The organism is Bordetella sp. 2513F2 (assembly GCF_054642735.1).
On the sequence record NZ_CM137755.1, the window covers coordinates 3,437,514 to 3,462,935 of the forward strand.

General features: G+C 70.4%; 20 protein-coding genes. 12 read left to right on the forward strand and 8 right to left on the reverse strand.

Annotation, left to right across the window (positions count from 1 at the left end):
• From ACYBYQ_RS16265 to ACYBYQ_RS16275, 3 genes are all read right to left on the reverse strand, one after another.
• Entirely contained in the window at positions 1–1,800 is a 1,800-nt protein-coding gene (locus tag ACYBYQ_RS16265; protein WP_459615398.1) for a gamma-glutamyltransferase family protein, read from the reverse strand.
• A gap of 19 nt (positions 1,801–1,819) precedes the next feature.
• Positions 1,820–3,319 (reverse strand): ABC transporter substrate-binding protein, encoded by a 1,500-nt coding sequence (locus ACYBYQ_RS16270; protein ID WP_459615400.1) that lies wholly within the window; start codon positions 3,317–3,319, stop codon positions 1,820–1,822.
• A gap of 104 nt (positions 3,320–3,423) precedes the next feature.
• A complete protein-coding gene (locus ACYBYQ_RS16275) occupies positions 3,424–4,581 on the reverse strand; it encodes a metallophosphoesterase (protein WP_459615402.1) in 1,158 nt (385 codons plus the stop codon).
• 127 nt (positions 4,582–4,708) lie between these two features.
• Here ACYBYQ_RS16275 and ACYBYQ_RS16280 point away from each other — a divergent pair, with 127 nt between their 5' ends.
• The 5 genes from ACYBYQ_RS16280 (at position 4,709) to mdoH (ending at position 11,512) form a co-directional block, all read left to right on the forward strand.
• Positions 4,709–5,158 (forward strand): MarR family winged helix-turn-helix transcriptional regulator, encoded by a 450-nt coding sequence (locus tag ACYBYQ_RS16280; RefSeq protein WP_459615404.1) that lies wholly within the window; start codon positions 4,709–4,711, stop codon positions 5,156–5,158.
• A complete protein-coding gene (locus tag ACYBYQ_RS16285) occupies positions 5,155–6,366 on the forward strand; it encodes a multidrug effflux MFS transporter (RefSeq protein WP_459615406.1) in 1,212 nt (403 codons plus the stop codon). Before ACYBYQ_RS16280 ends, ACYBYQ_RS16285 begins: the two co-directional genes overlap by 4 nt.
• A gap of 74 nt (positions 6,367–6,440) precedes the next feature.
• Positions 6,441–7,148 carry a hypothetical protein gene (locus ACYBYQ_RS16290; protein WP_459615408.1) on the forward strand — a complete coding sequence of 236 codons (708 nt, stop codon included), beginning with the start codon at positions 6,441–6,443 and terminating at the stop codon, positions 7,146–7,148.
• A gap of 169 nt (positions 7,149–7,317) precedes the next feature.
• Positions 7,318–9,003 (forward strand): glucan biosynthesis protein G, encoded by a 1,686-nt coding sequence (locus ACYBYQ_RS16295; protein ID WP_459615410.1) that lies wholly within the window; start codon positions 7,318–7,320, stop codon positions 9,001–9,003.
• Complete coding sequence (gene mdoH, locus ACYBYQ_RS16300) at positions 8,984–11,512, forward strand: glucans biosynthesis glucosyltransferase MdoH (RefSeq protein WP_459615412.1); 2,529 nt, start codon at positions 8,984–8,986, stop codon at positions 11,510–11,512. Before ACYBYQ_RS16295 ends, mdoH begins: the two co-directional genes overlap by 20 nt.
• Here mdoH and ACYBYQ_RS16305 read toward each other — a convergent pair.
• Positions 11,502–12,671 carry a zinc-dependent alcohol dehydrogenase gene (locus ACYBYQ_RS16305; protein ID WP_459615414.1) on the reverse strand — a complete coding sequence of 390 codons (1,170 nt, stop codon included), beginning with the start codon at positions 12,669–12,671 and terminating at the stop codon, positions 11,502–11,504. The genes mdoH and ACYBYQ_RS16305 overlap by 11 nt on opposite strands.
• A 216-nt stretch (positions 12,672–12,887) precedes the next feature.
• Here ACYBYQ_RS16305 and ACYBYQ_RS16310 point away from each other — a divergent pair, with 216 nt between their 5' ends.
• Entirely contained in the window at positions 12,888–13,895 is a 1,008-nt protein-coding gene (locus ACYBYQ_RS16310) for an SDR family oxidoreductase (protein ID WP_459615416.1), read from the forward strand.
• Positions 13,896–13,913: 18 nt separating this feature from the next.
• Here the strand turns inward: ACYBYQ_RS16310 and ACYBYQ_RS16315 are convergent, their stop codons facing one another.
• Positions 13,914–14,384 carry a hypothetical protein gene (locus tag ACYBYQ_RS16315; RefSeq protein ID WP_459615418.1) on the reverse strand — a complete coding sequence of 157 codons (471 nt, stop codon included), beginning with the start codon at positions 14,382–14,384 and terminating at the stop codon, positions 13,914–13,916.
• Positions 14,385–14,491: 107 nt separating this feature from the next.
• On the opposite strand from ACYBYQ_RS16315, the gene ACYBYQ_RS16320 reads away from it, so the two are divergent.
• The 3 genes from ACYBYQ_RS16320 to ACYBYQ_RS16330 all read left to right on the forward strand — a co-directional run bounded on the left by ACYBYQ_RS16320 (position 14,492) and on the right by ACYBYQ_RS16330 (position 16,914).
• On the forward strand, positions 14,492–15,805 hold the full coding sequence (locus ACYBYQ_RS16320; RefSeq protein WP_459615420.1) for an SDR family oxidoreductase: 1,314 nt from the start codon (positions 14,492–14,494) through the stop codon (positions 15,803–15,805).
• Entirely contained in the window at positions 15,793–16,257 is a 465-nt protein-coding gene (locus ACYBYQ_RS16325) for a DUF2269 family protein (protein WP_459615422.1), read from the forward strand. Before ACYBYQ_RS16320 ends, ACYBYQ_RS16325 begins: the two co-directional genes overlap by 13 nt.
• 162 nt (positions 16,258–16,419) lie before the next feature.
• The gene (locus ACYBYQ_RS16330; RefSeq protein ID WP_459618807.1) at positions 16,420–16,914 is read left to right on the forward strand and encodes a YciE/YciF ferroxidase family protein; all 495 of its coding nucleotides are present in this window, start codon (positions 16,420–16,422) and stop codon (positions 16,912–16,914) included.
• Positions 16,915–16,948: 34 nt separating this feature from the next.
• Here the strand turns inward: ACYBYQ_RS16330 and ACYBYQ_RS16335 are convergent, their stop codons facing one another.
• On the reverse strand, positions 16,949–17,800 hold the full coding sequence (locus tag ACYBYQ_RS16335) for an IclR family transcriptional regulator (RefSeq protein ID WP_459615424.1): 852 nt from the start codon (positions 17,798–17,800) through the stop codon (positions 16,949–16,951).
• Between the two features lie 123 nt (positions 17,801–17,923).
• Here ACYBYQ_RS16335 and ACYBYQ_RS16340 point away from each other — a divergent pair, with 123 nt between their 5' ends.
• Positions 17,924–18,895: a Bug family tripartite tricarboxylate transporter substrate binding protein gene (locus tag ACYBYQ_RS16340; protein ID WP_459615426.1), complete on the forward strand. Its 972-nt coding sequence runs from the start codon at positions 17,924–17,926 to the stop codon at positions 18,893–18,895.
• Positions 18,896–18,979: 84 nt separating this feature from the next.
• Positions 18,980–21,325, forward strand: coding sequence for a cytochrome P450/oxidoreductase (locus tag ACYBYQ_RS16345; protein ID WP_459615428.1), 2,346 nt, complete (start codon positions 18,980–18,982; stop codon positions 21,323–21,325).
• Positions 21,326–21,340: 15 nt separating this feature from the next.
• Here the strand turns inward: ACYBYQ_RS16345 and ACYBYQ_RS16350 are convergent, their stop codons facing one another.
• Positions 21,341–22,255, reverse strand: a complete 915-nt coding sequence (locus ACYBYQ_RS16350) for a LysR family transcriptional regulator (protein ID WP_459615430.1) — start codon at positions 22,253–22,255, stop codon at positions 21,341–21,343.
• Positions 22,256–22,475: 220 nt separating this feature from the next.
• On the opposite strand from ACYBYQ_RS16350, the gene ACYBYQ_RS16355 reads away from it, so the two are divergent.
• Positions 22,476–23,873, forward strand: a complete 1,398-nt coding sequence (locus ACYBYQ_RS16355) for an APC family permease (RefSeq protein ID WP_459615432.1) — start codon at positions 22,476–22,478, stop codon at positions 23,871–23,873.
• Between the two features lie 50 nt (positions 23,874–23,923).
• On the opposite strand, the gene ACYBYQ_RS16360 is transcribed toward ACYBYQ_RS16355, so the two are convergent.
• The gene (locus tag ACYBYQ_RS16360) at positions 23,924–25,357 is read right to left on the reverse strand and encodes a PepSY-associated TM helix domain-containing protein (protein WP_459615435.1); all 1,434 of its coding nucleotides are present in this window, start codon (positions 25,355–25,357) and stop codon (positions 23,924–23,926) included.
• Positions 25,358–25,422: the final 65 nt, after the last annotated feature.

Genomic DNA, 25,422 nt, shown 5'->3' on the forward strand with positions numbered 1-25,422 from the left:
TCAGCGGCCCACCGCGTAGGCCTGCATCAGGCGCGGCGTGGCCGCCGCGCGCAGCACGCCATCATCGTCGCGGGCGGCAGCGGTCAGGCGGCCCACCGTCCAGGCCGGCACTTCTTCCACGGCATGGCCGCGCGCGCGCAGCGCCGCGATGGCCTCGGCGCCGAACGAGGCCTCCACGGCCAGGTGGCCGGGCTTGCGGTCGCGCGGGTAGAACGAGCTCGGGAAATGCATGGTGTGCGACATGGGCATGTCGATGGCTTCCTGCAGGTTCAGGCCGTGATGCACGTGGCGCAGGAACAGCAACAGCTGCCATTGCTCCTGCTGGTCGCCGCCGGGCGTGCCGAACACCATGTAGGGCCGGCCCTCGCGCAGCGCCAGCGACGGCGTGAGCGTGGTGCGCGGACGCTTGCCCGGCGCCAGCGTCCCGGGCAGGCCCGGCTCGAGCCAGAACATCTGCGCGCGCGTGTTGAGCGCGAAGCCCAGCCCGGGCACGATGGGCGAAGACTGGAACCAGCCGCCCGAGGGCGTGGCCGACACCATGTTGCCCCAGCGGTCGATCACGTCCACGTGCGTGGTGTCGCCCCGCCTGGCCGATGCCCGCATGTCGGCCAGCGTGGGTTCGCTGCTGGGCGCGCCGGCCTCGCTGACGCGCGACAGCCGCGACAGCGTGTCCATCACGCGCTCGCGCTGCGCCGCATAGCCCGGCACGTGGCCGGGACGCAGTTCGTGCGAGGCCCGCTCGCCGATCAGGCCGCGGCGCTCGTCGTTGTAGGCTTCCGACAGCAGGTGCTCCAGGGGGACTTCGACGAAAGCCGGATCGCCGTAGTAGGCCTCGCGGTCGGCAAAGGCCAGCTTCATGGCCTCGGTGACCCGGTGCACGAACTCGGCGCTGGCCGGCCCCACCCCGCCCAGGTCCAGTCCCTTGAGCAGGGCCAGCGTCTGCAGGAACACCGGCCCCTGGCTCCAGGGGCCGGCCTTCGCCACGGTGTAGTCGCCGTAGTCGTACAGGGCGGGCGCCTCGTACGAAGCGGACCAGCCCGCCATGTCGTCGGCGGTGAGCACGCCGCGATGCGGCGTGCCGCTCTCGTCCATGACTTCCGCAGTGCGCAGGTAGTCGCCGATGGCTTCGGCCACGAAGCCGCGGTAGAAGGCGTCGCGCGCGGCCTCGATCTGGCGCTCGCGGCCGGCGCCGGCCGCCTCGGCCTCCTGCAGCACGCGGCGCCAGGTCTGCGCCAGCCACGGATTGCGGAACAGCTGGCGCGCCTGCGGCGCCTGCCCGCCCGGCAGGTAGACCTCGCAGGTGGACGGCCAGTGCTGCGCGAAGAAGCCCTGCAGCCCCGCGATGGTGTTGGCGATGCGCGGCATCAGCGCATGGCCGTGCTCGGCGTAGTGGATGGCAGGCTCGAGCACGTCGCGCACGCGCATCGTGCCGTGGTCGCGCAGCATGAGCATCCACGCGTCGAAGGCGCCCGGAATCACCGCGGGCAGCAGGCCATTGCCGGGGATCAGCGACAGGCCCAGCGAACGGTAGGCTTCCAGCGTGGCGCCGGCCGGCGTGCAGCCCTGGCCGCACAGGATCTCGGTGCGCCCGGTGCGCGCCGAATGGAACACGATGGGCACCTCGCCCGCCGGCCCCACCAGGTGGGGTTCGACCACCTGCAGCACGAAGCCGGCGGCGACCGCCGCATCGAAGGCGTTGCCGCCGCGCTCGAGCAGCGCCATGCCGCAAGAGCTGGCCAGCCAGTGCGTGGACGTGACCACGCCGAAGGTGCCCAGTATCTCCGGGCGCGTGGTGAACATGCGGTGGCCCGAGTCCATGCTAGCGGCCCGCAATGGTGACGTTCTTCAGGCGGATCAGGCCGTCGGGATAGGGCACGAAGCCCTGCACGCTCTTCTGCAGCCCGAACACCCAGGGCAGGTAGTACAGGTACACCGTGGGACGGTCTTCGCGCATTTTCTGCAGCACCCGGGAATACAGCTCGCGCCGCTTGCCCTCGTCGGCCACCGAGCGCGCCTCGTTCAGCCACTGGTCGACCTCGGCATCGCAGTAGCGGCCGTCGTTCAGGTTGCCCTTGCAGCTGATGTACTGGTGGATGTTGCCGCTGGGGTCGACCCGGCCCGACCAGCCGGTCTGGCCCACCTCGAAATCGCCGCGGGGCAGCGCGGCCTGCAGGGCCGCGAACTCCAGCGGGCGCAGCGAGATGTCGAAGCCCGCCTCCGCCGCCATGGCCTGGATCAGCTCGTAGACCTGCTGCATGGTGGTGTTGTTGCCGTACGTGATCTCCAGCTTGACGCGGTCGTAGCCGGCTTCCTTGAGCAGGCGCCGGGCCTGCTCGACGTCGCGGCCGGAATGCTCCACGCTCTTGTCGTAGGCGAAGCTGGCCGGCGGGAACGGCTGGTGGGCCGGCTGGAACATGCCTTCGCCCACCACCTGGTTGATGACGTCGCGGTCGATGGCAAGCTCAAGCGCCTGGCGCACCCGCTTGTCCTTCAGCGCGGCGTTGGCACGCTCGCCGTTGCCGATGTTGAAGGAAAACGACTGGAAGCCCAGGCCCGTGACGGGCGCGAGCACCAGGCGGGCGTCGGACTTCACCGTCTGCGCGTCGGAGGGCGCGATCCGCTCCACGATGTCCAGCCCCCCGGCACGCAGGTTGTTCAGGCGCACGGTGGAATCGGGCATGGGCGTGTAGACCACGCGATCGAAGTGGTAGCTCGCCGCATCCCAATACTGGGGGAATTTCTCCAGCACGATGCGATCGTTCTGCACCCGCTCCTTGAACTTGTACGGACCCGAGCACACCGGCTGGGCGCCGGGATCCTTGTCGAAGGACGCGGGCGACTGCATCATGCCGGCGCGGTCGGAAAGCTGCGACAGCAGCGAGGCATCGGCCTGCTTGAGGTTCAGCACCACCGTGCGCGCGTCGGGCGCCTCCACGCCGGCCACGCTGGTGAGCTCGCTCTTGCGGTTGCTGTCGGGCAGGGTCATGGCGCGCTCCAGGTTGGCCTTGACCGAGGCAGCGTCCACCGGCGCGCCGTCGTGGTAGAAGGCGCCCTCGCGCAGCTTGAACGTGAGCTGCCTGCCGTCGGCCGAGGTTTCCCAGGACTGCGCCAGCTGCGGCACGAACTTGAGCTCGGGCGTGATGTCGACCAGGCGGTCGCACAGCGACGCGAACACGATGCGCCCGACGAAGGTGCGGGCCCGCGTCGGATCCAGGACGTCGGGATCGTCCTGGAGGCCGATACGCAGGGTGGATTGGGCGGCGGCAACGCCGCTCGCCAACAGGCTGGCCGCGGCCAGCGCAATACAGAGGCTACGCATGAGGGTTCCCTGAATGGAAATTCGGCATGCCGGCAGCGGGGGGTCTGCCGGCGTATGCGTATGGAAGCACATTTGAAGCGGGGCCGCCAAGAATCCGCCGACGCTCACGCAGCCACGAGCCGCAGCCGCGTGATCTCCGAGGGCGCGGCCACCCGCTTGGGCGGCCCCCAGTAGCCGGTGCCGCGGCTGATATAGATCCACATGCCGCCATGCCGGTGCAGCCCGGCGGTATAGGGCTGCTGCAGCCGCACGAAGAAACCCCAGGGGAAGAACTGCCCGCCGTGCGTGTGCCCCGACAGCTGCAGGTGATAGCCCAGCGGGGCGGCAGCTTCGGCGCTGCGCGGCTGGTGCGCCAGCAGCAGGCGCAGCGCCGCCTCGGGCGGAGCGCCCGCCAGCGCCCGCGCAGGACTGCTGCGGTGCCCCGGGACATGCGCGCCGGCGCTGTAGTCGGCCACGCCGGCCACCACCACGCACTGGCCCGCGGGCCGGATCACGGCATGCTCGTTGAGCAGCACCTGCAGGCCCAGCCGGCGGAATTCCGCCACCCACTCCGCCGCGCCCGAGTAGTACTCGTGATTGCCGGTGACGAGATACACGCCATGGGGCGCCCGCAGATCGCCCAGCGGCCGGGTGTGGGGCGCCAGTTGCGCGACGCTGCCGTCCACCACGTCGCCCGTGATGGCAACCAGGTCGGCCCCGGCCTGGTTGACCGCGTCGACGATGGCCTGCACATAGCCGCGCTTGATCGTGGGACCAACATGGATGTCGCTGATCTGCACGATGGTGAAGCCGTCCAGGGCCGCGGGCAGGCCGGCGATCGGCACTTCGACCTCGACCAGCGGCGCGCGGCGGCGCGCGTTCGCGTAGCCCCACAGGCTGTCGGCCAGGGCCAGCAAGGGCACGGCCAGCGCCGAGACGGCGCGCAGCGCGGACATCGGCAGCGGCGCCCCCGCGAGCGCCAGCAGCCACGCCGCCAGCAGCGCCGCGTCGCGCAGCACGGTGTAGACGAAGAGCGACGAGAACACGCCCATGGCCAGCAGGCCCACCCATGCGATACGGTCGGCGGCGGGCTGGCGGCCCCAGGAGCGGCTCAGCATGCCCAGCGGGATCAGCACGCAGGAAAGCGCCAGCACCAGCCCGGCCGCAAGCCCGGCCCAGGTGGGGATGGGCGCGTCGCCGATCAGCCGCACGCCCACGTACACATGGGCCAGGGCGCCGAGGGCGATGAAACGCACGAAGAATGCGGACTGGCGCAGGGACACGGGCGAGGACCGGGGCGGGTTCGAGGTGGCGTCATTCTATGCCGCCCGGGGCTGCCGGCAGCGGCGGCATGCAGGCCAGGAAAATAGATGACATACAATCTATTGACATGACATCAATTACCTGACCATGGACGACACCCCCCGCGCCCGCTTCGGCGCCCTGGTGGCGCATACCGCACGCACCTGGCGCCGCGCGGTCGACCGCCGGCTGCAACCCTACGGACTCACCGAAGCCACCTGGCTGCCGCTGGTGCACCTGGCCCGCGCCGAGAAGCCCATGCGCCAGAAAGAGCTGGCCGCGCTGCTGGGGCTGGACGGCTCCTCCGTCGTACGGGTGCTCGACGCGCTGCAGGCCGCGGGCATGGTCGAGCGCCGCGAAGAAGACGGCGACCGCCGTGCGCGCCTGCTCGTCCTCACGCCCCAGGGCCAGGCCACCGTGGACCAGGTGCAGCGCGTGGCCGCCGCGGTGCGGGACGCGGTGCTGCAGCCGCTCTCCGACGCGGACCTGGCGCAGGCCTACGCGCTGCTGCAGCGCGTCTGCGACGGCCTGGATGCCGACATGCGGGACGACGCATGACCCCTGCCGGCACGTCCCTGCGCGGCCCGGGCTCCGTCAGGCACGTCCCGTTGTGGCTGCTGGCCCTGTTCACGTTCAGCGGCACGCTGGCCATGCACATCTTCGTGCCGGCCCTGGCCCTGGCCGGTTCGGACCTGCACGCCGGCAGCGCCGCCATGCAGATGACGGTGAGCCTGTACATCGCCGGCCTGGCGTTCGGCCAGCTGGTCTACGGCCCGCTCTCCGACCGCTACGGACGGCGTCCGGTGCTCATGGCGGGCCTGGCGCTCTACACCGGGGCGGGCCTCGCCGCGACGCTGGCGCCGGATGTCCACGCGCTGGTGGCGGCCCGCCTGTTCCAGGCCCTGGGCGGCTGCGCGGGCCTGGTGCTGGGCCGGGCGATCGCACGCGACACGGCCGGTCCGTCGGAAGCGGCCCGGCGCCTGGCGCTGATGGGCCTGATCGCCACGCTGGCGCCCGGCGCCGCGCCCATCATCGGCGGGCTCATCGCCTCCACCCTGGGCTGGCGCGCCATCCTGGCGGGACTGTGCGTGCTCGGCGTGGCGAACTTCGTGCTGGCCTGGCGCCTGCTGCCCGAGACCGGCCCGGCGGTGGCGCAGGTCACGGCGCGCACGCTGGCGCGCCACTACCGCCAGCTGCTGGCTTCGCCCGCCTTCGTCGGCTATGCGGTGGGCGGGGGCTGCGCCACCACATCCATGTTCGCCTTCATCGCGTCGGCCCCCTACATCCTCGTCGAGGAGCTGCATCGCCCGGCCGGCGAAGTGGGCGTGGCACTGGCCGTGCTGGTCTCCGGCGTATGGCTGGGCAGCCTCGTCACCACGCGGCTGATCGGGCGGATGCCGATCACGCGCCTGCTGGTGTGCGGCAACGCCCTGAGCGTGCTGGCCACCCTGGCGCTGCTGGGCATGGTGCTGGGCGGCATGGCCACCGTGCACAGCCTGGTGGGCGCCATGTTCTTCTTCACGCTGGGCGTGGGCATCTCCGGGCCCACGGCGCTCACGCTGGCGGTGGGCGTCAACCCGCACATCGTCGGTTCCGCCTCCGGGCTGTACGGCGCCGCGCAGATGGCGGTGGGCGCACTGTGCACGGCGCTCGCCGGGCTGGGTTCCTCGCCTTCGCTGTCCACCGCGCTGGTGCTGGCCGGCGCGGGGATCGGCAGCCAGGCGCTGTTCTGGATGGCCATGCGCGGCGGCAAGCCGCGGGCCTGAAGGCCCGGGAACCGGCGGGCCGCGCCGTTATGCTATGGTCTCTGCCCATTTCCGTACCTGTCCGACCCTTGCCCATGGCCCTGGTCCTGGCCCGTTTTCTCTTCGGCCTGGCGCTGACGCTGGCCGGCGCCTTGCTGCTGGTCTGCGCCGCCTGGCTGTGCCTGCGCCTGATCCGGCTGGTGATCCGCACCCTGCCCGACGACCGCAGCCAGGATGCCGCCAATGGCATCGGCGTGCTGGCCATCATGACGCTCGCCCTGTGGGCTATCCATGCCTGCGGCGATGCGCTCTACACTGCCCTGGGCAATTCGCCGCTGGTCGGCACGACCGGCACGACGCCCGGCTGGCTGGCCGGCGGGCACGCGCTGTCGGCCTCCGCCGTGCTCGGCGCCATCGTGGCCGTGGGCTTGCTGGCCTGGATGCCGGCGCTGTGGCGGCCCCGCGAACCGCGCGAGGCGGCTCCCGCGGCGCCTCCCCCCGATCCCGCCCCGCGGCGCCGGCCGGCCGACGCCGCGCCGCGCGGACCGCGCCGCCCCCTGTTGTGCGCCCTGGCGCTGTTCCTGCTGGCCATCGGCGGCGTGCTGCTGCTGTTCGCCCACATCGTGGCGCCGTGGGGCATGGCCGACGGCATTCCGGGCGCCGCGCCCATGCTGGAGCGCGCCTGGCCGATCTACCTGGCCGCCTTCGGCCTGCTGGCCGGCGGCCTCGCCGTCCTGCTGCTCTGGTGGTTCTGGCGCGGCGCTGCCCCGGCCGCCGCGAAGACGCCGAACCGCCGCGGCTGAAATGGCCGGATACCGCCCGGTATCATGTTGCAACGCAACAGTCCCGGGCTGACATGGTACCGTCGCAATCTCTGCGCGCTTTTTGCGGTGCACTGTGGTGCACGACAGACGCCATTTTTTCAAATGCGCATTTAAGTCCCTACGACAATCAGCGCCTGTGCAAAAATCCATGGTTACCCTGACTTCCCTCGTGTTGACTTCGAGGCATTCCACTGTGCTCTCCCATTCCGTTAGCCGCCACATCCGTCGCAGCCTGGTCCAGGGCTGTGCCTGCTCGCTGATTCTCCTGGGCGCCGGGCTGCCCGCTGCGCACGGCGCCGAAACACCGCCAGCCGCCGCGAGCTCGCCGGCCGCCCCGGCCGGGCAGTTCTCCTTCTTCGACGTCGTCAAGCGCGCCCGCGAGCTGGCCGCGCAGGACTACAGCGCCCCGACTTCCAACCTCCCCAAGGAATTCGAGAGCCTGAAGTTCGCGGGCTACCAGAACGTGCGCTACCGCGAGGACCACTACCGCTGGCGCGATGCCGGCACGGCGTTCCAGCTCGGTTTCTATCACCAGGGCATGCATTTCAAGTCGCCCGTGCGCATCAATGAAATCGATGCCGGGGGCGTGCGCGAGATCCCCTTCGACATGGCCGACTTCGACTACGGCCCCGACCTGAAGGTGGACCCGGAGCTGCTCAAGAACCTGGGCTTCGCCGGCTTCAAGGTGCTGTACCCGCTGAACACGCCCGCCAAGCCCACCGACGAGCTGGCCTCGTTCCTGGGTGCGAGCTACTTCCGCGTGATCGGCCAGGGCCAGACCTACGGGCTGTCCGCCCGCGGCCTCGCCATCGACACCGCGCTGCCGTCCGGCGAGGAATTCCCGGCATTCCGCGAATTCTGGATCGCGAAGCCCTCCCCCGAAAGCCGCGAGCTGGTGATCTACGCGCTGCTCGATTCGCCGCGCGCCACCGGCGCCTACCGCTTCGCGATCCGCCCGCAGGCCGACACCATTGTCGACGTGCAGGCGCGCATCTATCTGCGCGAGCAGGTGGGCCGCCTCGGCCTGGCCCCGCTCACCAGCATGTACCTCTACGGCGCCAACCAGCCGTCGCCCACGCCCAACTACCGGCCGGAACTGCACGATTCCGATGGCCTGGCCATCGTCACCGGCAACCAGGAGCGTATCTGGCGTCCGCTGAACAATCCCCGCAAGCTCGCGGTCAGCGCCTTCAACGTCGAGAACCCGCGCGGCTTCGGCCTGCTGCAGCGCGCCCGGGAATTCAGCCGCTACGAAGACCTCGACGACCGCTACGAGAAGCGCCCCAGCCTGTGGATCGAACCGGTGGGCAACTGGGGCAAGGGCAGCGTGCAGCTGGTCGAGATCCCCACCCCCGACGAGACCAACGACAACATCGTGGCGTTCTGGGTCCCCGAGAAGCAGCCCGATCCGGGCGCGCCGCTGGACCTCGAATACCGCATGATCTGGACCATCAACGAAGCCGGCCTGCGCACCACGCCGCTCGCCTGGGTGACGCAGACGCGCCGCTCGCGCGAGGAAGCCAAGGGCCCGGACCTCATCCGCCGCGCCGATGGCAGCACCACCCTGATCGTCGACTTCGCCGGCCCTGCGCTGCGCGGCCTGCCGCCCGACGCGGCGGTCAGCGCCGACGTCTGGACCGACGACAACGGCCAGATCGTCGAGAACGGGGTGCGCCCCAACGACGCCACCGGCGGACGCCGCCTCACGCTGCGCGTGAACGTGAAGGATCCGGCGCGGCCCGTGGAGCTGCGCGCCAAGCTCACCAACGGCCAAGCCGTGCTTTCCGAAACCTGGACTTATCAACTCACCAGCAATGCCCCAGACGCCAAATGATGCCGGCAATCTCGTCGGCGCCTACCTGGACCGCCTGCCGCTGACCCAGGTCCAGCGCCTGGCGCTGGAGCGCGACATCGATGCCGCCGTAGCCCGGGGCACGCCCCCCTGGACGGCGCTGCACGAGGCGCTGGGCCAGCAGCAGGCCGGCGAGCAGCCGGCCATGGCCTCGGAAGGCCAGCGTGTGATGCTGGGATACGGCAACGGGCCGCTGGCCGCCGGCGTCATGCGCAGCGGTGCCGGCGGCGCCACCATCGACGCCATGCCGCCCCACCGGCGGCAGCCCATGGCGCCCAAGCCCTGGGTCACCAACCCCCTGGTGCGCGCCTGGCGCCGGCTGCGCGCCGACCGGCCGCAGAACCCGCCCGACACCCAGGCGGCCCGCATCGCCAACAGCGGCGAAGCCTGGCGCCTGGCGGGCAGCCGGCGCCGCCTGGCGCTGCTGGTGGGCGTGGCCGTGCAGACCGCGGTGGCCACCTGGTACATGAAGGGCGTGCTGCCCTACCAGGGCGGTCAGGTGCTGGAGATTGCCATCCTGGCGCTCTTCGCCCTGCTGTTCTGCTGGGTGTCGTCCGGTTTCTGGACGGCCATGATGGGCTTTCTGCAGCTCATGATCGGCCGCGACCGCTACAGCATCTCGGCGCGCGGCCTGAGCGACGCGCCCCTGCCCGACGGCGCGCGCTGCGCGCTCGTCATGCCGATCTGCAACGAAGACGTGGTGCGGGTGTTCGCCGGCCTGCGCGCCACCTACGAATCGCTCGCGCGCACCGACTCGCTGGCGCAGTTCGACATCTACATCCTCAGCGACAGCTACAAGGCCGACATCTGCGTGGCCGAGCAGCAGGCCTGGATCGACCTGTGCAACATGGTCAACGGCTTCGGCCGCATCTTCTACCGGCGCCGCCGGCGGCGCGTCAAGCGCAAGAGCGGCAACATCGACGACTTCTGCCGCCGCTGGGGCGCCAACTACCGCTACATGGTGGTGCTGGACGCCGACAGCGTGATGAGCGGCGCCTGCCTGAAGTCGCTGGTGCAGCTCATGGAAGCGCACCCCGAGGCCGGCATCATCCAGACCGCGCCGCAGGCCAGCGGCAAGCACACGCTGTACGCCCGCATCCAGCAGTTCGCCACGCGGGTCTACGGGCCGCTGTTCACCGCCGGCATGCACTTCTGGCAGCTGGGCGAGTCGCACTACTGGGGGCACAACGCCATCATCCGGCTCGAGCCCTTCATGCGGCACTGCATCCTGGCGCCGCTGCCGGGCAAGGGTCCGTTCGCCGGCGCCATCCTCTCGCACGACTTCGTCGAAGCCGCGCTGATGCGCCGCGCCGGCTGGGGCGTCTGGATCGCCTACGACCTGCCGGGCAGCTACGAAGAGCTGCCGCCCAACCTGCTCGACGAACTCCAGCGCGACCAGCGCTGGTGCCACGGCAACCTGATGAACTTCAGGCTGTTCCTCATCGACGGCCTGCATCCGGTGCATCGCGTGGTGTTCCTCACGGGCGTCATGTCGTACCTGTCGGCTCCGCTGTGGTTCCTGTTCCTGGCCTTGTCCACCCTGCTGCTGGGCGTGCACACCCTGACCGAACCGCAGTATTTCGTGGAGCCGCGCCAGCTCTTCCCGATCTGGCCGCAGTGGCATCCCGACAAGGCCATCGCGCTGTTCTCCACCACCTTCGTGCTGCTGTTCCTGCCCAAGGTGCTGGGGGTGCTGCTGGTGTGCTTCAAGAATCCCGCAGACTACGGCGGACGCTACAAGGCGCTCAAGAGCATGCTGCTGGAGGTGCTGTTCTCCATGCTGCTCGCGCCCGTGCGCATGCTGTTCCATACCCGTTTCGTGGTGGCCGCGTTCCTGGGCCTGCAGGCCCGCTGGGTCTCGCCGCAGCGCGACGACGCCGACACGAGCTGGGAAGAGTCCTTCCGCCGGCACGGCTCGCAGACCGCACTGGGGCTGGCATGGGGCGCGCTCGTGGCCTGGCTGGATCCGGTGTTCCTGTGGTGGATGGCGCCCATCCTGGCCGCCCTGCTGCTGGTGATCCCGTTGTCGGTGTATTCCAGCCGCGTGGGTCCGGGCCGGCGCGCCGAGGCCGACGGGCTGTTCCGCATTCCCGAGGAGATCCATCCTCCCGACGAGCTCACCGCCACCCAGGACTACACCCGGTCGCGGCGCGAACTGCCCGGCGCGCAACAGGGTTTCGTCGACGCGATCAACCATCCCGCGCTCAATGCGCTGGCCTGCGCCATGGGCACGGCACGCCACCGCCCGGTGCCGGCCAATCTGCGGGCCCGCCAGACCCTGGTCGACCTCGCCTGGGAAGACCTCTCCCGCCTCGACGAGCCGCGGCGCATCAAGCTGCTGGACGACCCCGTGGCCATGGCCCAGCTGCACAGCCGCGCGTGGCTGCAAGGCGACGCATCGTCTGCCGCACGGTCCGCGCCGGCGCATGGCGGCGTGGCGCACGCCGACATGGCGCCGGAGCGCCAGGGGCCCGCAGCCGCTACGGCTTGAGCACCACCTTCACGCAGCCGTCGAGCTTGTCGCGGAAGGTGGTGTAGAGGGCCGGCCCGTCCTCCAGGCCGGCCCGATGGGTGATCACGAACGAAGGGTCGATCTTGCCGTCGGCGACGATCTGCAGCAGCTCCTCGCTCCAGCGGTTCACGTGGGTCTGGCCCATGCGCCACGTGAGGCCCTTGTTCATCGCCGCCCCGAACGGGATCTTGTCTATCAGTCCGCCATACACGCCCGGCACCGACAGTACCCCCGCGGGCCTGCACACGTAGATCATTTCGCGCAACACGTGGGGCCGGTCGGTCTCGGCGCCCACCGCCTGCTTGACCCGGTCGTACACGGCGTCCAGCGAGCGCGTCGCGTGCGACTCCATGCCGACCGCATCGATGCATTTTTCCGGCCCCTTGCCGCCGGTCAGGTCGCCCAGCCGTTCCAGCACGCTCTCGCGGTCGAAGTTGATGGGGATGGCGCCGCCCTCCTGCGCCATGGCCAGGCGCTCGGGCACCCGGTCTATGCAGACGACCTGGCGCGCACCCTGCAGCAGCGCGCTGCGCACGGCCATCTGCCCCACCGGCCCCGCTCCCCACACCGCCACGGTGTCGGTGGGCTCGATCCCGCACTGTGCCGCCGCCTGCCAGCCGGTGGGCAGTATGTCTCCCAGGAACAGCACCTGTTCGTCTGTCAATCCGTCCGGCACCTTGATGTGCGTGGCATCGGCGTAGGGCACCCGCACATACTCGGCCTGGCCTCCGGCATAGCCGCCGGTGAGGTGGCTGTAGCCGAAGAGGCCCGCCGTGCTGTGCCCGAACAGCTTGGACGCTTCGGCGGCATTGCGGTTGGTGCGCTCGCACACCGAGAAATTGCCGCGCCGGCATTGCTCGCATTCGCCGCAGATGATGGTGAACGGCACGACCACGCGATCGCCCGGCTTGAGCGCGTGGTTCTCGGGCCCCACCTCCACGACCTCGCCCATGAACTCGTGGCCCATCACGTCGCCGTGCTTCATCCCCGGCATGAAGCCGTCGAACAGATGCAGGTCGGAGCCGCAGATCGCGCATGCGCTGACGCGCACGATCGCATCGCGCCCTGATTCGATCATGGGGTCGGGGACGGTGTCGTAGCGGATATCTTTCTTTCCATGCCAGCACAGCGCTTTCATCGGTATCTCCCTGGAGGGCGGGTGCGTACCCGGCGCTGCACGGCCGCAATCCGCATGCCGCTCCCCCGGCGCGGCATGCGGGCACGCCGCGCCAGCCACCGATTTACATGCCTGCGCAAGTTTTACCCGCCCGCCGGGAATCGCCCGCATCCCGGCGAAGCGGCATGCGAATTGCGCACGCTTGCGGTCCGCAACAATCGATCCGAGGAGCACGCCATGAAATACAGCCTGAAACCCCTGCGCAAACAGGTGATGGTGATCACCGGCGCAAGCAGCGGCATCGGCGCAGCCACCGCGCGCGCGGCTGGCGCGGCCGGCGCCCCGCTGGTGCTGGCATGCCGCAACCAGGAAGCGCTGGAATCCGTTGCCCGCGAGATACGCGCGCACGGGGGCGAAGCCACCACCGTCGCGGCCGACGTCGGCATCCAGCAGGACCACGAGCGCATCCTGGCCGCCGCGCTGCAGGCCTACGGTGGCGTCGACACCTGGGTCAACAACGCCGGCGTCTCGATCTTCGGCACGCTGGACCGCGTCCCCATCGAAGACCAGCGCAAGCTGTTCGACACCGACTACTGGGGCGTGGTGTACGGGTCGATGACCGCAGTCAGCCACATGAAGCAGGCGGGCGGCGCGCTGATCAACATCGGCAGCGAAGTGTCCGACCGCGCAGTCCCGCTGCAGGGCGCCTATTCGGCGGCCAAGCATGCGGTCAAGGGCTATACCGATGCGCTGCGCATGGAGTTGCAGCAGGAGGGCATTCCCGTCTCCGTGACGCTGATCAAGCCCGCCTCGATCGCGACCGGGTTCACGCAGCACGCACGCAACTACATGGACGTGGAGCCCAGGCTGCCGCCGCCGGTCTACGCGCCGGAACTGGTGGCCAAGGCCATCCTCTACGCCGCCGAGCATCCCTGCCGCGACCTCTACGTGGGCAGCGCCGCCAAGGCCATCGGGACGCTGGGACAGCGCATGCCGGGCGTGGCGGACCGCATGGCCGGCTGGCTGATGCGCCACCAGCGCAGCGATGCGCCGCGCAACGGCGCGCCCGACGCCCTGTACGAAGGAGGCCAGCCCGTGGCAACGGACGACGCCCGGCACGTGCGCCGGCACAGCGTCTACACGCACCTGGCGACGCGCGGCCGCTCGCAGCTGTGGGCAGGCGCCGGCGCGGCCCTGCTGCTGGGCGGTGCCCTGCTGGCACGCCGGCGGGTGGGCTGGCACTGACGTCCGCGGGCCGGCCTCTCAGCTCCGGCGCCGCACGGCGAGGGTCGCCAGCGCAATGGCGAGCCCGAAGCCTGCGTAGACCGTGGCGAGCGCCGGCCGCGACAGCCTGTGCTCGAAACCCGGCGTGAAGCGCTGCGGGGTCAGGCGGAAGTCGGCCCAGCAGGCGACGGCGGCCGTGGCCAGGCCGCCCGCCACGGCGGGCAGCGCCTGTCGTGCGTGCGGGCGGTGGCAGGTGGCGCGCGCGTAGAGCGTGGCCCACAGCACCGACGCGGCATGGTGGATGAGATAGCCGGGCACCGTGTGGCGCGTGCTCGGCGCGTCGGCATGGAGGGCCGGGCGGCCCCAGACCCACTGGCTGGTGGCGTTCGTGGGCGCCGCCATGCTGCCGGTTTCCCTGCGGCCGGCCGCCGCGAGTATCGCCGTCGACGCCAGGCTGGCGCAGGTGCCGGTGATCACACCCTCCTTGATGGCCCGCAACCACAATGACATGGCACGCTCCCTGGTATGGCCGGCACGGGTCTTGCTGCCGGCACGGGCCGGGCTCTTCCGGACCCGCACCCACTGTTGTGACCTAACGCCCGCCCGAATCCGACCCTATGAATGTACTCATTACAGGCGCCACGGGCTTCCTCGGCAGCCGTCTGGTGCAACGCCTGGCGGCAGGGGGCCATCAAGTACTGTGCCCGGTGCGCCATCCTCCCGCCGGCGCCGCGGCCGGGCCCGTGCGCTACGTGCAATTCGACATGGCGCAGGCCACCGAACCGGGACCCTGGCTGCCGCTGCTGCAGGGCGTGGACGTGGTCGTGAACGCCGTGGGCATCTTCCGCGAGCGCGGCGCGCAGACCTTCGACCTGCTGCACGCGCGCGCCCCGGGCGCGCTGTTCCGCGCCTGCGTTGCGGCAGGCGTCCCGCGCGTGGTCCACCTGTCGGCATTGGGCGCCGACGCCCATGCCCGTACCCCCTATCACCGCAGCAAGGCGGCGGGCGACAGCCTGCTTGCCTCGCTGCCGCTCAGCGCCGCCATCGTCCAGCCCTCGCTGGTCTACGGGGCGGGCGGCGCCAGCGCCGCGATGTTCGACACCTGGGCCAGCCTGCCCGTGTGGTTCCTGCCCGCGGGGGGGCACCAGGCGATACAGCCGGTGCATGTCGACGACGTGGTGCAAGGGCTGGCTGCGCTCGCGCAGGCGGCTCCCGGCGCGACGGCCCGCGTGCCGTTCGTCGGCCCGCGGCCGCTTAGCCTCCGGGCCTATCTTCTGGCCTTGCGACGCGCACTGGGATGGCCGCGCCCGCCCTGGGTGGTACCGGTGCCTCCGCCCCTGGCCCATGCCGCGGCCAGCCTGGCCGGACACGTGCCCGGCAGCCTGGTCGATGCCGATGCGCTGGCCATGCTGGCGCGCGGCAACACCGCCGACCCCGCCCCGCTGACGCGCCTGCTGGGACACCCTCCCCGCCCCGCGGAACGCTTCATCCCGCGCGACCAGGCGCCGCTGCGGCGCCGCGCGGCAGTGCTGGACAGCACCCTGCCGTTGCTGCGGTGGGCCATCGCGCTGGTCTGGATCTGGACCGGCATCGTCTCGCTCGGGTTGTACCCGGTGCAGGACAGCCTCGCCCTGCTGGCTCGCGTCGGCGTGTCCGGCGCCATGGCGTGGACGATGCTCTATGGCGCCGCCTTCCTGGACCTGGCCGCCGGCGTCGCCACGCTGGCACTGCGCGGCCCGGCGCGACGCCCGCTGTGGCTCGCCCAGCTGGCGCTGATAACGGCCTATACGGTGCTCATCAGCTGGCGGCTGCCGGAGTTCTGGCTGCATCCCTACGGCCCCATCAGCAAGAACCTTCCCATGATGGCGGCCCTCGTCCTGCTGTACCGGCTCGAGCCGCCGCGGCCCCGGAGCGCTTCATGGACTACCTGATCGGCAAATGGGTGCACGTGATCTCGTCCACGCTGCTCTTCGGCACGGGCGTGGGCTCGGCCTTCTACCTGCTGTGCGCCTCGCTGCAGCGCAATCCGGCCGTGGTGGCCGCGGTGGCGCGCTATGTGGTGATCGCCGACATGCTGTTCACGGCCACCACGGCGGTGCTGCAGCCGGCCACGGGCTTCTATCTGCTCCACCGCACCGGTCTGCCGCTGTCCACGCCGTGGGTGGCGTGGAGCCTCTGGCTCTATGTCCTGGCGATAGGCTGCTGGCTGCCGGTGGTGTGGCTGCAGGTGCGCCTGCGGGACCTGGCCGCGCAGGCGGCGGCAAGCGCCGACGAACTGCCCGCCCGGTACTGGCGCCTCTTCCGCTGGTGGGTGGCGCTGGGCGTGCCGGCGCTGCTGGCCTTCCTTGCCATTTTCTACCTGATGATAGCCAGGCCCGCCTGACGGCGGCGGGCAACGGCCCTGCGGCTTGCCGCCTTTGTAAATCGCGCGCACGCGGCGTGCGCCTTGCCCCCGCATGGCGCCGGGAACGGCATTTGCGGCGGGTGTGTGGCCAGTGTCAGGGCGCAAGGCAACGGCAGCGCCCATCAACCCAGGAGACCCATGATGTCCGTAAAGTCCATCGAAGACCTGTTCCTGCACGAGCTGTCCGATATCTACAGCGCCGAGAAGCAGCTTACCAAGGCGCTGCCCAAGATGGCTCGCGCCGCCACCAATCCGGAACTGTCCGCCGGCTTCGAGGCCCATCTCGAGGAAACCCAGGGGCAGATCGAGCGCATCGACAAGGTCGTCGAACTGATGAACCTGCGGCTCAAGCGCGTGAAGTGCGCCGCCATGGAGGGCCTGGTCGAGGAAAACAAGGAAACCATCGACGAAGTGGAGAAGGGCCCCGTGCTGGACGCCGCGCTGATCGCCGGCGCGCAGAAGGTCGAGCACTACGAGATCGCCAGCTACGGCACCCTGGCTACCTATGCCAAGCTGCTCGGCCAGGACGAAGCGATGAAGCTGCTGCTGCAGACGCTGGAAGAAGAAAAGGCCACTGACGAGAAGCTCACCAAGCTGGCCAAGTCCCAGACGAACGCGGAAGCTGCCCGCAAGTAAGCCGCCTGGGGTATCCGCGGTGCCGCCGCCGCCGTCAGGCGCCGGGCGCCGCGCGATAGCCCAGTTGCTCGCTGGCCGCCGCCGCTTCACGCCGCACGGCGTGCGCGATGGCGCCGTCCACCGATGCGTCGAAGCCGCCCGTGGCGCCCAGCGCCGTCAGCACGCCGCAGAGTTGGCCCGCATGGTTGTAGAGCGGGGCGGCTACCGCGCTGATTCCCTTCAGGTTGGTATCCCGCACGCTGGCGCAGCCCTGCGCGTGCACCTCGGCGCGCAGCTTTTCTATGGGATCCGCATCGGCCAGCTGCGCCCGCTGCTCGGGCGTGGCCTGGGCCAGTTCGGCCTGCGCCAGCGCGCCCACCCGCGGATCGTCCAGCAGGCCGATGAAGACGCGCCCGGTTGCCGACCACAGCAGCGGCAGCACCGAACCCACGCGCACGTTCACCGTCACCGGCAGGCCCGGCTCCTCGAACCGGACGATGGTGGGCCCCTTGTTGCCCATGACGGCGATGAAGCAGGTCACTGCCAGCGTCTCGCGCAGGCGCACCAGCGCGGGCTCGGCCAGCCGGATGGGATCGGCCTGGCGCATCGCCGCCACGCCGACCAGCATGGCTTCCAGCCCCAGGTAGTACTGCTGCGTGGCGGCATCCTGCGCGACCAGCCCTTCCTGCATCAGGCTGACCAGGTAGCGATGCACCTTGGCCGGGCTTTCCTGCACGTGGGCCGACAGGACGGTGAGGCTGGCCCGGCCGCCGACCCGCGCCAGGCCCTTGAGCACGGCCATGCCGGTCTCGGCGGCCTGGACGCGCTGGCGGCGCTCGCGAGGACGTGCGGCAGGCTGCGCGGGGACGCGCGCGGACGGTGCCGCGGCAGGGGATTCGGGCTTCATCGGCGGAAATTGTAGTGAGGGCATACCGGTTTTCGAGGTTAACCCCGATGCAGGAATTACGCCATGCGTATATGATTTACGCCAACTACAACAATCGGCATCCCGCCGTGACCCGGAGACAACATGAAAAGCCTTGCCCGCCTCGCCACACTTGCCCTGGGCGCCTTCGCGCTCGCCGGCGCGGTCCACGCCGCCGACTCCTCCTCCAAGCCGCTGCGGTGGGTGGTTCCCTACGCCGCCGGCGGCGGCTCCGACTTCCTGGCCCGCACCATCGCGCAGGGCCTGGGGCCCCGCCTGGGCCAACCCGTGGTGATCGACAACAAGCCGGGCGGCAACACCGCCATCGGCGCCGCCGACGTAGCGCGCTCGGCGCCCGACGGCCATACGGTGCTGTCGGCCGACAACGGCACGCTGGTGTTCAACCAGGCCCTCTATAAATCCCTGAGCTACGACCCCGTGAAGGATCTGGCGCCGGTCACGCTGCTGGGCCGCTTCCCCATGATCCTGGTGGTCGGCCCGGCCACCCAGGCCAAGACGGCGCAGGAATTCATCGCGCAGGCCAAGGCCGCCAGGAACGGCCTGGACTACGGCTCCGCCGGTGCCGGCAGCCCGCACCATCTCGCCATGGAGCTGCTCAAGGTCGAAGCGGGATTGCAGCTGGTGCACGTGCCGTACCGCGGCGCCGCGCCGGCCCTGGCCGACGTGGCCGGCGGACAGATTCCCGCCATGATGGTCGACCTGGCCGCGGGCGCGGGCTTCATCCAGGGCGGCAAGGTGCGCGCGCTGGCCGTGGCGCATCCCACCCGCCTGCCGCAGCTGCCCGACGTGCCCACCTTCGCCGAGCTGGGCATGCCCAGCGTGGAGGCCGCCGCGCTGGTCGGCATGGTGGCGCCTGCCGGCACCCCGGCCGACGTGATCCAGGCGCTCAACAAGCAGGTGGTCGACACCATCCGCGATCCCGCCATCAACAAGCGCATGGTGGATTTCGGCATCGAACCGGTGGGCGACACGCCGGCCGAATACGCCGCCCTGCTCGACAGCGAGCGCGTCCGCTGGCACAAGCTGATCGCCGACCTCGGCATCAAGCTCGATTGAGCCCTGCCGCCCGTCGCGGCGGCAGGCCCGTGTCGCACGCGGCGCCCACGCGCCGCATGCGCCGTTTCCGACAGGAGACCCGCCATGAATGAAACAGCCCTTCCTGCCCGCAGCGGCTGCCCCGTGGACCACGCCGCCCTGTCGGGCCTGCGCAGCCCCACCGGCTGCCCGGTGAGCGCGCGCGCCGCCGAGTTCGATCCTTTCGGCGACGGCTACCAGCAGGATCCGCCCGAATACGTGCGCTGGGCGCGCGAGCAGGAGCCGGTGTTCTACAGCCCCAGGCTCGGCTATTGGGTGGTTACGCGCTACGACGACATCAAGGCCATCTTCCGCGACAACATCACGTTCAGCCCGTCCATCGCGCTGGAGAAGATCACGCCCACCGGGCCCGAGGCCAACGCCGTGCTCGAGTCGTACGGCTACGCCATGAGCCGCACGCTGGTCAACGAGGACGAGCCCGCCCACATGCCGCGCCGCCGCCTGCTGATGGAGCCGTTCACCCCGGAGGAGCTCAGGCACCACGAACCCATGGTGCGGCGCCTCACGCGCGAATACGTGGACCGCTTCATCGACGACGGCCGCGCCGACCTGGTCGACCAGATGCTGTGGGAAGTGCCGCTCACGGTGGCGCTGCATTTCCTGGGGGTGCCCGAGGAAGACATGGACCTGCTGCGCAAATACTCGATTGCGCACACGGTCAACACCTGGGGGCGCCCCAAGCCCGAGGAGCAGGTGGCCGTGGCGCATGCCGTGGGCAACTTCTGGCAGCTGGCCGGCCGCATCCTCGAGAAAATGCGCCAGGATCCCTCGGGGCCCGGCTGGATGCAATACGGCATCCGCAAGCAGAAGCTGCACCCCGACATCGTCACCGACTCGTACCTGCATTCCATGATGATGGCGGGCATCGTGGCCGCCCATGAAACCACGGCCAATGCCGCCGCCAATGCGATCAAGCTGCTGCTGCAGCATCCGGATGCCTGGCGCGAGCTCTGCGAGGATCCCGGCCTGATTCCCAACGCCGTGGAAGAATGCCTGCGCCACAACGGCTCGGTGGCGGCCTGGCGCCGGCTGGCCACGCGCGACGTGGAGATCGCCGGCGTGAAGATCCCGGCCGGCTCCAGGCTGCTCATCGTCACCTCGTCGGCCAACCACGACGAAAGTCAGTTCGCCGACCCCGACTTCTTCGACATACGCCGCGACAACGCCAGCGACCAGCTCACCTTCGGCTATGGCTCGCACCAGTGCATGGGCAAGAACCTCGCGCGCATGGAGATGCAGATCTTCCTGCAGGAGCTCACGCGCCGGCTGCCGCACATGAAGCTGGCCGAACAGCGCTTCACCTACGTGCCCAACACCTCCTTCCGCGGGCCGGAACACCTCTGGGTGGAATGGGACCCGAGCCGCAACCCCGAGCGCAGCCGGCCCGAAGTGCTGGACGAGGCGCCCCCCGTGCGCATCGGCGAGCCCTCGGCCCATGCCATCACGCGCACGGTGGTCGTGCAATCCGCCGAGCCGGCCGCCGAGGGCATACTGCGCCTGACACTGGCCGCGCCCGACGGCAAGCCCCTGCCGCGCTGGACGCCCGGATCGCACATCGACGTGGAATGCGGCGATACCGGACTTTCGCGCCAGTACTCGCTGTGCGGCGACCCCGCGCGCGCCGACGTGCTGGAGATCGCCGTGCTCCAGGAACCCGACGGACGCGGCGGTTCGCGCTGGATCCATGGCAACGTCAAGGCCGGCGACCGCCTGCGCATACGCGGCCCGCGCAACCACTTCCGGCTGGACGAGAGCGCCCGGCGCTACATCTTCGTCGCCGGCGGCATCGGCATCACGCCGATCAGCGCCATGGCCCGCCGCGCCCGCGAACTCGGCATACCCTACGCGCTGCACTACAGCGGCCGCACGCGCGCCCGCATGGCGCTGGTCGACGAGCTGGCGGCGCTGCACGGCGATGCGCTGCACCTGCACATCCGCGACGAGCAAGGGCGGGCGGACTACGCCGCCCTGCTGGCCACGCCGCAGGCCGGCACGCAGGTCTATGCCTGCGGCCCGCAGGCGCTGCTCGACGGTCTGGCCGCCTGCTGCGCGCACTGGCCCGAAGACGCGCTGCGGGTCGAGCACTTCCATGCCACGCTGGGCGCGCTGGACCCTGCCAGGGAGCATGCATTCGAAGCCGTGCTCAAGGACTCGGGCATCAGCGTCATGGTGCGGGCCGACCAGACCCTGCTGGCCGCATTGCGCAGCGCCAATATCGACGTGCAGAGCGATTGCGAGGAAGGCCTGTGCGGCTCGTGCGAGGTGCCGGTGCTCGACGGCGAGATAGACCACCGCGACGTGGTGCTCACGCGCAGCGAGCGCGAGGCCAACGACCGCATGATGTCGTGCTGCTCGCGCGCCTGCGGCAAGCGCATCGTGCTGGCGCTGTAGCGGACGGCGGCGGCGTCAGGCCGCCGGCTCGCCGCCGAAGTACTCCTGGTAGACCTGGCTGACCCAGTCCACGAATACGCGGACCCGCGGCGCCAGCTGCCGGTGGAACGGATACATGATGGACACCGGCAGGTCGGGACAGCGCCACGCCGGCAGCACCTGCACCAGCCGCCCGGCGCGCAGATGCGGCTCCAGCCGGAAGCGCGGGGCCTGGATGATGCCGCAGCCGCCCAGGGCCGCCGCCGTGTAGCACTCCGCGTCGCTCACCGCCAGCCAGCCGCGGGCCTCGAACGACTCCACCCTGCCGTCCACGATCAGCGTGTACGGATAGCGATGGTCGCTGCTGCGCGTGTAGAAGCGCACGCCCTGGTGCCCGGCCAGGTCGGCGGGTTCGCTGGGCGTGCCATGGGCTTCCAGGTAGGCAGGGCTGGCGCACAGGATCTCGGGCAGGTGGGCCAGGCGCCGCGCCACCAGCGAGGAATCGCGGGGCTGCCCGGCCCGCACCACGCAGTCCACGTCTTCCTTCATCAGGTCCACCAGCCGGTCGCCGCTGCTGACGACCACGTCGATGTACGGATGGCGGGCACGGAATTCGGCCAGGCGCGGCAGGATGATCAGCGTGGCGTGCACGCCGTGGAGGTCCAGCCGCAGCGTGCCCCGGGGCTGGACCCGCTGCGTGCTCAGCGCGGCCTCGGCATCCTCGAGGTCCTGCAGGATGCGCTTGGCCCGCTCGTAGTAAGCCTGCCCGTCCAGCGTGGGCCGCACCTGCCGGGTGGTGCGTTCCAGCAGCCGCGCCTGCAGGCGGGCCTCCAGCTGCTTGATGGCGTGGGTGGCGGTGGCGCGCGGGATGTCCAGGGCGCGGGCGGCATCGGTGAAACTGCCGAGCTCGACGATCCGGGTATAGAGCCTGAGCGAATCGAAGCGGTCCATGTCACCCTTTATTGGCGTCCGTTGAACGATCCGGCCGATTATCCCGCAATCGTCCAATACGTACGCACAGCCGGACGCCGGGACTTGTATCACAAAGACCGTCCATTCCTACATCTCGTTGCAGAGTCATTCCGACCCCGGTTACTGGTCTCCCCTAGAATCGGTTGACGCATGCCGCGCCGCCTGGCCGGCGAGACCAACCGTGGAGACAAAGAATCAAATGGCGAGCGACGCGCAATCCGCCCATCCGCCCCTGAAGCGGGTGATGGGCCCGAAACTCCTGTTGCTGTTCATCCTCGGCGACATCCTCGGCACCGGCATCTACGCCCTCACGGGCCAGGTTGCCAAGGAAGTGGGCGGCGCCGCCTGGGCGCCTTTCCTGGTGGCCTTCGTGGTGGCGCTGCTCACCGCTTTCTCGTACCTGGAGCTGGTAACCAAATATCCGCGGGCGGCGGGCGCCGCGCTCTACGTGCACAAGGCCTTCGGCGTGCACTTCCTCACGTTCATCGTGTGCTTCACCGTCATGTGCTCGGGGCTGACCTCGGCCTCCACCGCGTCGCAGGCCTTTGCCGCCAACCTGTTCGTGGCGCTGGGCATCGATTCGGATCCCGGGCTCGTCACGCTGGGCGCCATCGGCTTCATGGTCCTGGTCATGATCGTGAACTTCCGCGGCGTGTCGGAGAGCGTCATGGCCAACGTGGTGCTGACGCTGGTGGAGCTCAGCGGCCTGCTGCTGGTGATCATACTGGGCTTCTACGCCATCGCCGGCGGCCAGGCGGACTTCTCGCGCGTCGTGGCGTTCGACACGCCGGAGGACAAGAGCGTGTTCCTGGCCATCACATCGGCCACCGCCCTGGCCTTCTTCGCCATGGTGGGCTTCGAGGATTCGGTCAACATGGCCGAGGAAACCCATGAGCCGCACCGCATCTTCCCCAGGGTGATGCTGACGGGCCTGGGCCTAGCCGCGCTGATCTATGTGCTGGTGTCGATCTGCGCCGTGGCGCTGATCCCGGTGGGCGAGCTCGCGGCCAGTTCCACGCCGCTGGTGCTGGTGGTCCAGCGCGCCGCGCCGGGCCTGCCCATGGAAACCATCATGCCCATCATTTCGATGTTCGCCGTGGCCAATTCCGCGCTCATCAACATGATGATGGCCAGCCGGCTGCTGTACGGCATGGCCCGCCAGGGCGTGCTGCCGCATTTCCTGGCCCACGTGCATGCCCGCACGCGCACGCCCTGGACGGCCATCCTCTTCACCACCGCGCTGGCGATCGGCCTCATCATCCTGGTTTCCAATGCGGAATCGCAGGCCATCCGGGCGCTGGGCGGCACCACGGCGCTCCTGCTGCTGGGCGTGTTCGCCTGCGTGAACATCGCCGTGCTGGTGCTGCGGCGCGATCGCGTGGAGCACACGCACTTCCGCGCGATCACGCTGTTCCCCGTGATCGGCGCCCTGGCATGCCTGTTCCTGGTCACGCCGCTCACCGGCCGCGACCCCATCCAGTACCAGGTGGCCGGGTGGCTGCTGGCGCTGGGCGTGGTGATGTGGGGCCTCACGCTGCTCACCCACCGCAAGCCGGTTCCCCACCTCGATCCCGAGAAGCTGAACGACGAGGATTGAACCGGGGCCTCCCCTGCGTGGGGAGGCATCCCCGGCATGCGCGCCCGCGCTCAGCCGCGCGCCAGCCTGCCGCGCGCCACGTCCACCGCCAGGAACGCCAGCAGGCTGGCGCCCATCAGCGGCAGGCACCACCCCAGCGCCACCGCGGCGGCCAGCACGGCCGCGCGCCATCCCATGGGAAGCCCGCGCCACGCCCGCCACAGCGTGGGCACCGGCGCGCCGGGCGGCGGCCGGCGCCGCCACCAGGTCAGGTACCCCAGCACGACCAGCGCGCTCAGGGCGATGCCGAAGGCCGCCACGAGCAGCTGGTTCGCCAGGCCGAACAGAATGCCCATGTGGAAATCTATGCCCCAGCGTATGAGCTTGGCGATCAGCGGGAAAGTCTCGAAGTCGGCGCGGCTGGTCACGGCCATGCTGGCCGGATCCAGGGCGATGGTGTCGACCTGGGTGGGCCAGCTGCGATCGACCTCGCGCACCATCCAGGCCTGCCCCGCCTGGCGCGGCGGACGGATCTCCAGGTAGGCCGAATCGATGCCGGCCTCGCGTGCCGCGGCCAGGACGCGATCGAACTGCAGGACCGCGGGCGGCACCGGCATCGCGGCGGCGTCGCCCTGCCCCATGTGGTGCGGGGCATGGTCGTGATGCGCATGTCCTGCGGCCGGCGGCGCCGTGCCGTCAAGCTGCAGAGAGATGGGAGGCGTGACCCAGCCCAGGGCCTGGCGCAGCTGGTCGACCCGGCCGCCGGCCCATTGCGACCACGTGAGCCCGGTGGCCGAGAAGAACACCAGCCCCGCCAGCAGCCACACGCCGGTCCATGCATGCAGGCGCCGCGACCGCTGCCGCGATCCCGGCTGGGCGGCCCGCGCCGCGGCATGGCGCCGATGCACGCCGAACCACAGCGCCGCCCCGCCCGCGGCGGTGAGCCACAGCCATGAGGCCGCCAGCTCGCTGTAGTTGCGGCCCAGGTCCCCGAGCAGCAGGTTGCGATGCAGGTAGTCCAGCGTGGTGCGCAGCGGCAGGATGCCGCTGGTGCCGTACACCACCAGGTCGCCCCGGATCTCCAGCGTGACGGGATCCACGAAGATCGCACGGCTTTCCGAGTCGCCCAGGCCGGGCTGGGAGTACATCACCCGCGAGGTCTGGCCGGGGCCGGGCGCCGGACGCACCGCGAACAGCCTGGGCTCCGGGCCGATGTGCGCGCGCGCCGCCTCGATCTGGCGCGCCAGCGGCTGGGCGGGCCCGGTCGACTCCGTGCGCAATTCCCGGGCATACAGCAGGTCCTCGATCTGCGGCGTCAGCACGAACAGCGTGCCGGTGACGGCCGCCACCAGGATGAAGGGGCCGACGAAAAGGCCGGCGTAGAAGTGCAGGCGCCCGAGCAGGGCGTAGAACGCGGTGCGCGTCGGCACCGCCGCGGCGGCGGCCGTGGACGCGCGGTCGCGCGCAAGGGATCGCCTCAGGCGATCCGCAATCAGGGCAATCATGGGTATACCTCGCTGCAGGTATGACGGGCCGCATGCGCGGCCGGACACGGCGCGCGGCTGGCGCG

Coding starts and splice junctions, on each gene's coding strand:
- ACYBYQ_RS16330 (WP_459618807.1), top strand. CDS start 16,420: ATGTCCGTAAAGTCCATCGAAGACCTGTTCCTGCACGAGCTGTCCGAT.
- ACYBYQ_RS16315 (WP_459615418.1), bottom strand. CDS start 14,384: ATGTCATTGTGGTTGCGGGCCATCAAGGAGGGTGTGATCACCGGCACC.
- ACYBYQ_RS16280 (WP_459615404.1), top strand. CDS start 4,709: ATGGACGACACCCCCCGCGCCCGCTTCGGCGCCCTGGTGGCGCATACC.
- ACYBYQ_RS16340 (WP_459615426.1), top strand. CDS start 17,924: ATGAAAAGCCTTGCCCGCCTCGCCACACTTGCCCTGGGCGCCTTCGCG.
- ACYBYQ_RS16270 (WP_459615400.1), bottom strand. CDS start 3,319: ATGCGTAGCCTCTGTATTGCGCTGGCCGCGGCCAGCCTGTTGGCGAGC.
- ACYBYQ_RS16310 (WP_459615416.1), top strand. CDS start 12,888: ATGAAATACAGCCTGAAACCCCTGCGCAAACAGGTGATGGTGATCACC.
- ACYBYQ_RS16350 (WP_459615430.1), bottom strand. CDS start 22,255: ATGGACCGCTTCGATTCGCTCAGGCTCTATACCCGGATCGTCGAGCTC.
- mdoH (WP_459615412.1), top strand. CDS start 8,984: ATGCCCCAGACGCCAAATGATGCCGGCAATCTCGTCGGCGCCTACCTG.
- ACYBYQ_RS16335 (WP_459615424.1), bottom strand. CDS start 17,800: ATGAAGCCCGAATCCCCTGCCGCGGCACCGTCCGCGCGCGTCCCCGCG.
- ACYBYQ_RS16285 (WP_459615406.1), top strand. CDS start 5,155: ATGACCCCTGCCGGCACGTCCCTGCGCGGCCCGGGCTCCGTCAGGCAC.
- ACYBYQ_RS16265 (WP_459615398.1), bottom strand. CDS start 1,800: ATGTTCACCACGCGCCCGGAGATACTGGGCACCTTCGGCGTGGTCACG.
- ACYBYQ_RS16355 (WP_459615432.1), top strand. CDS start 22,476: ATGGCGAGCGACGCGCAATCCGCCCATCCGCCCCTGAAGCGGGTGATG.
- ACYBYQ_RS16295 (WP_459615410.1), top strand. CDS start 7,318: ATGGTTACCCTGACTTCCCTCGTGTTGACTTCGAGGCATTCCACTGTG.
- ACYBYQ_RS16320 (WP_459615420.1), top strand. CDS start 14,492: ATGAATGTACTCATTACAGGCGCCACGGGCTTCCTCGGCAGCCGTCTG.
- ACYBYQ_RS16290 (WP_459615408.1), top strand. CDS start 6,441: ATGGCCCTGGTCCTGGCCCGTTTTCTCTTCGGCCTGGCGCTGACGCTG.
- ACYBYQ_RS16325 (WP_459615422.1), top strand. CDS start 15,793: ATGGACTACCTGATCGGCAAATGGGTGCACGTGATCTCGTCCACGCTG.
- ACYBYQ_RS16360 (WP_459615435.1), bottom strand. CDS start 25,357: ATGATTGCCCTGATTGCGGATCGCCTGAGGCGATCCCTTGCGCGCGAC.
- ACYBYQ_RS16305 (WP_459615414.1), bottom strand. CDS start 12,671: ATGAAAGCGCTGTGCTGGCATGGAAAGAAAGATATCCGCTACGACACC.
- ACYBYQ_RS16345 (WP_459615428.1), top strand. CDS start 18,980: ATGAATGAAACAGCCCTTCCTGCCCGCAGCGGCTGCCCCGTGGACCAC.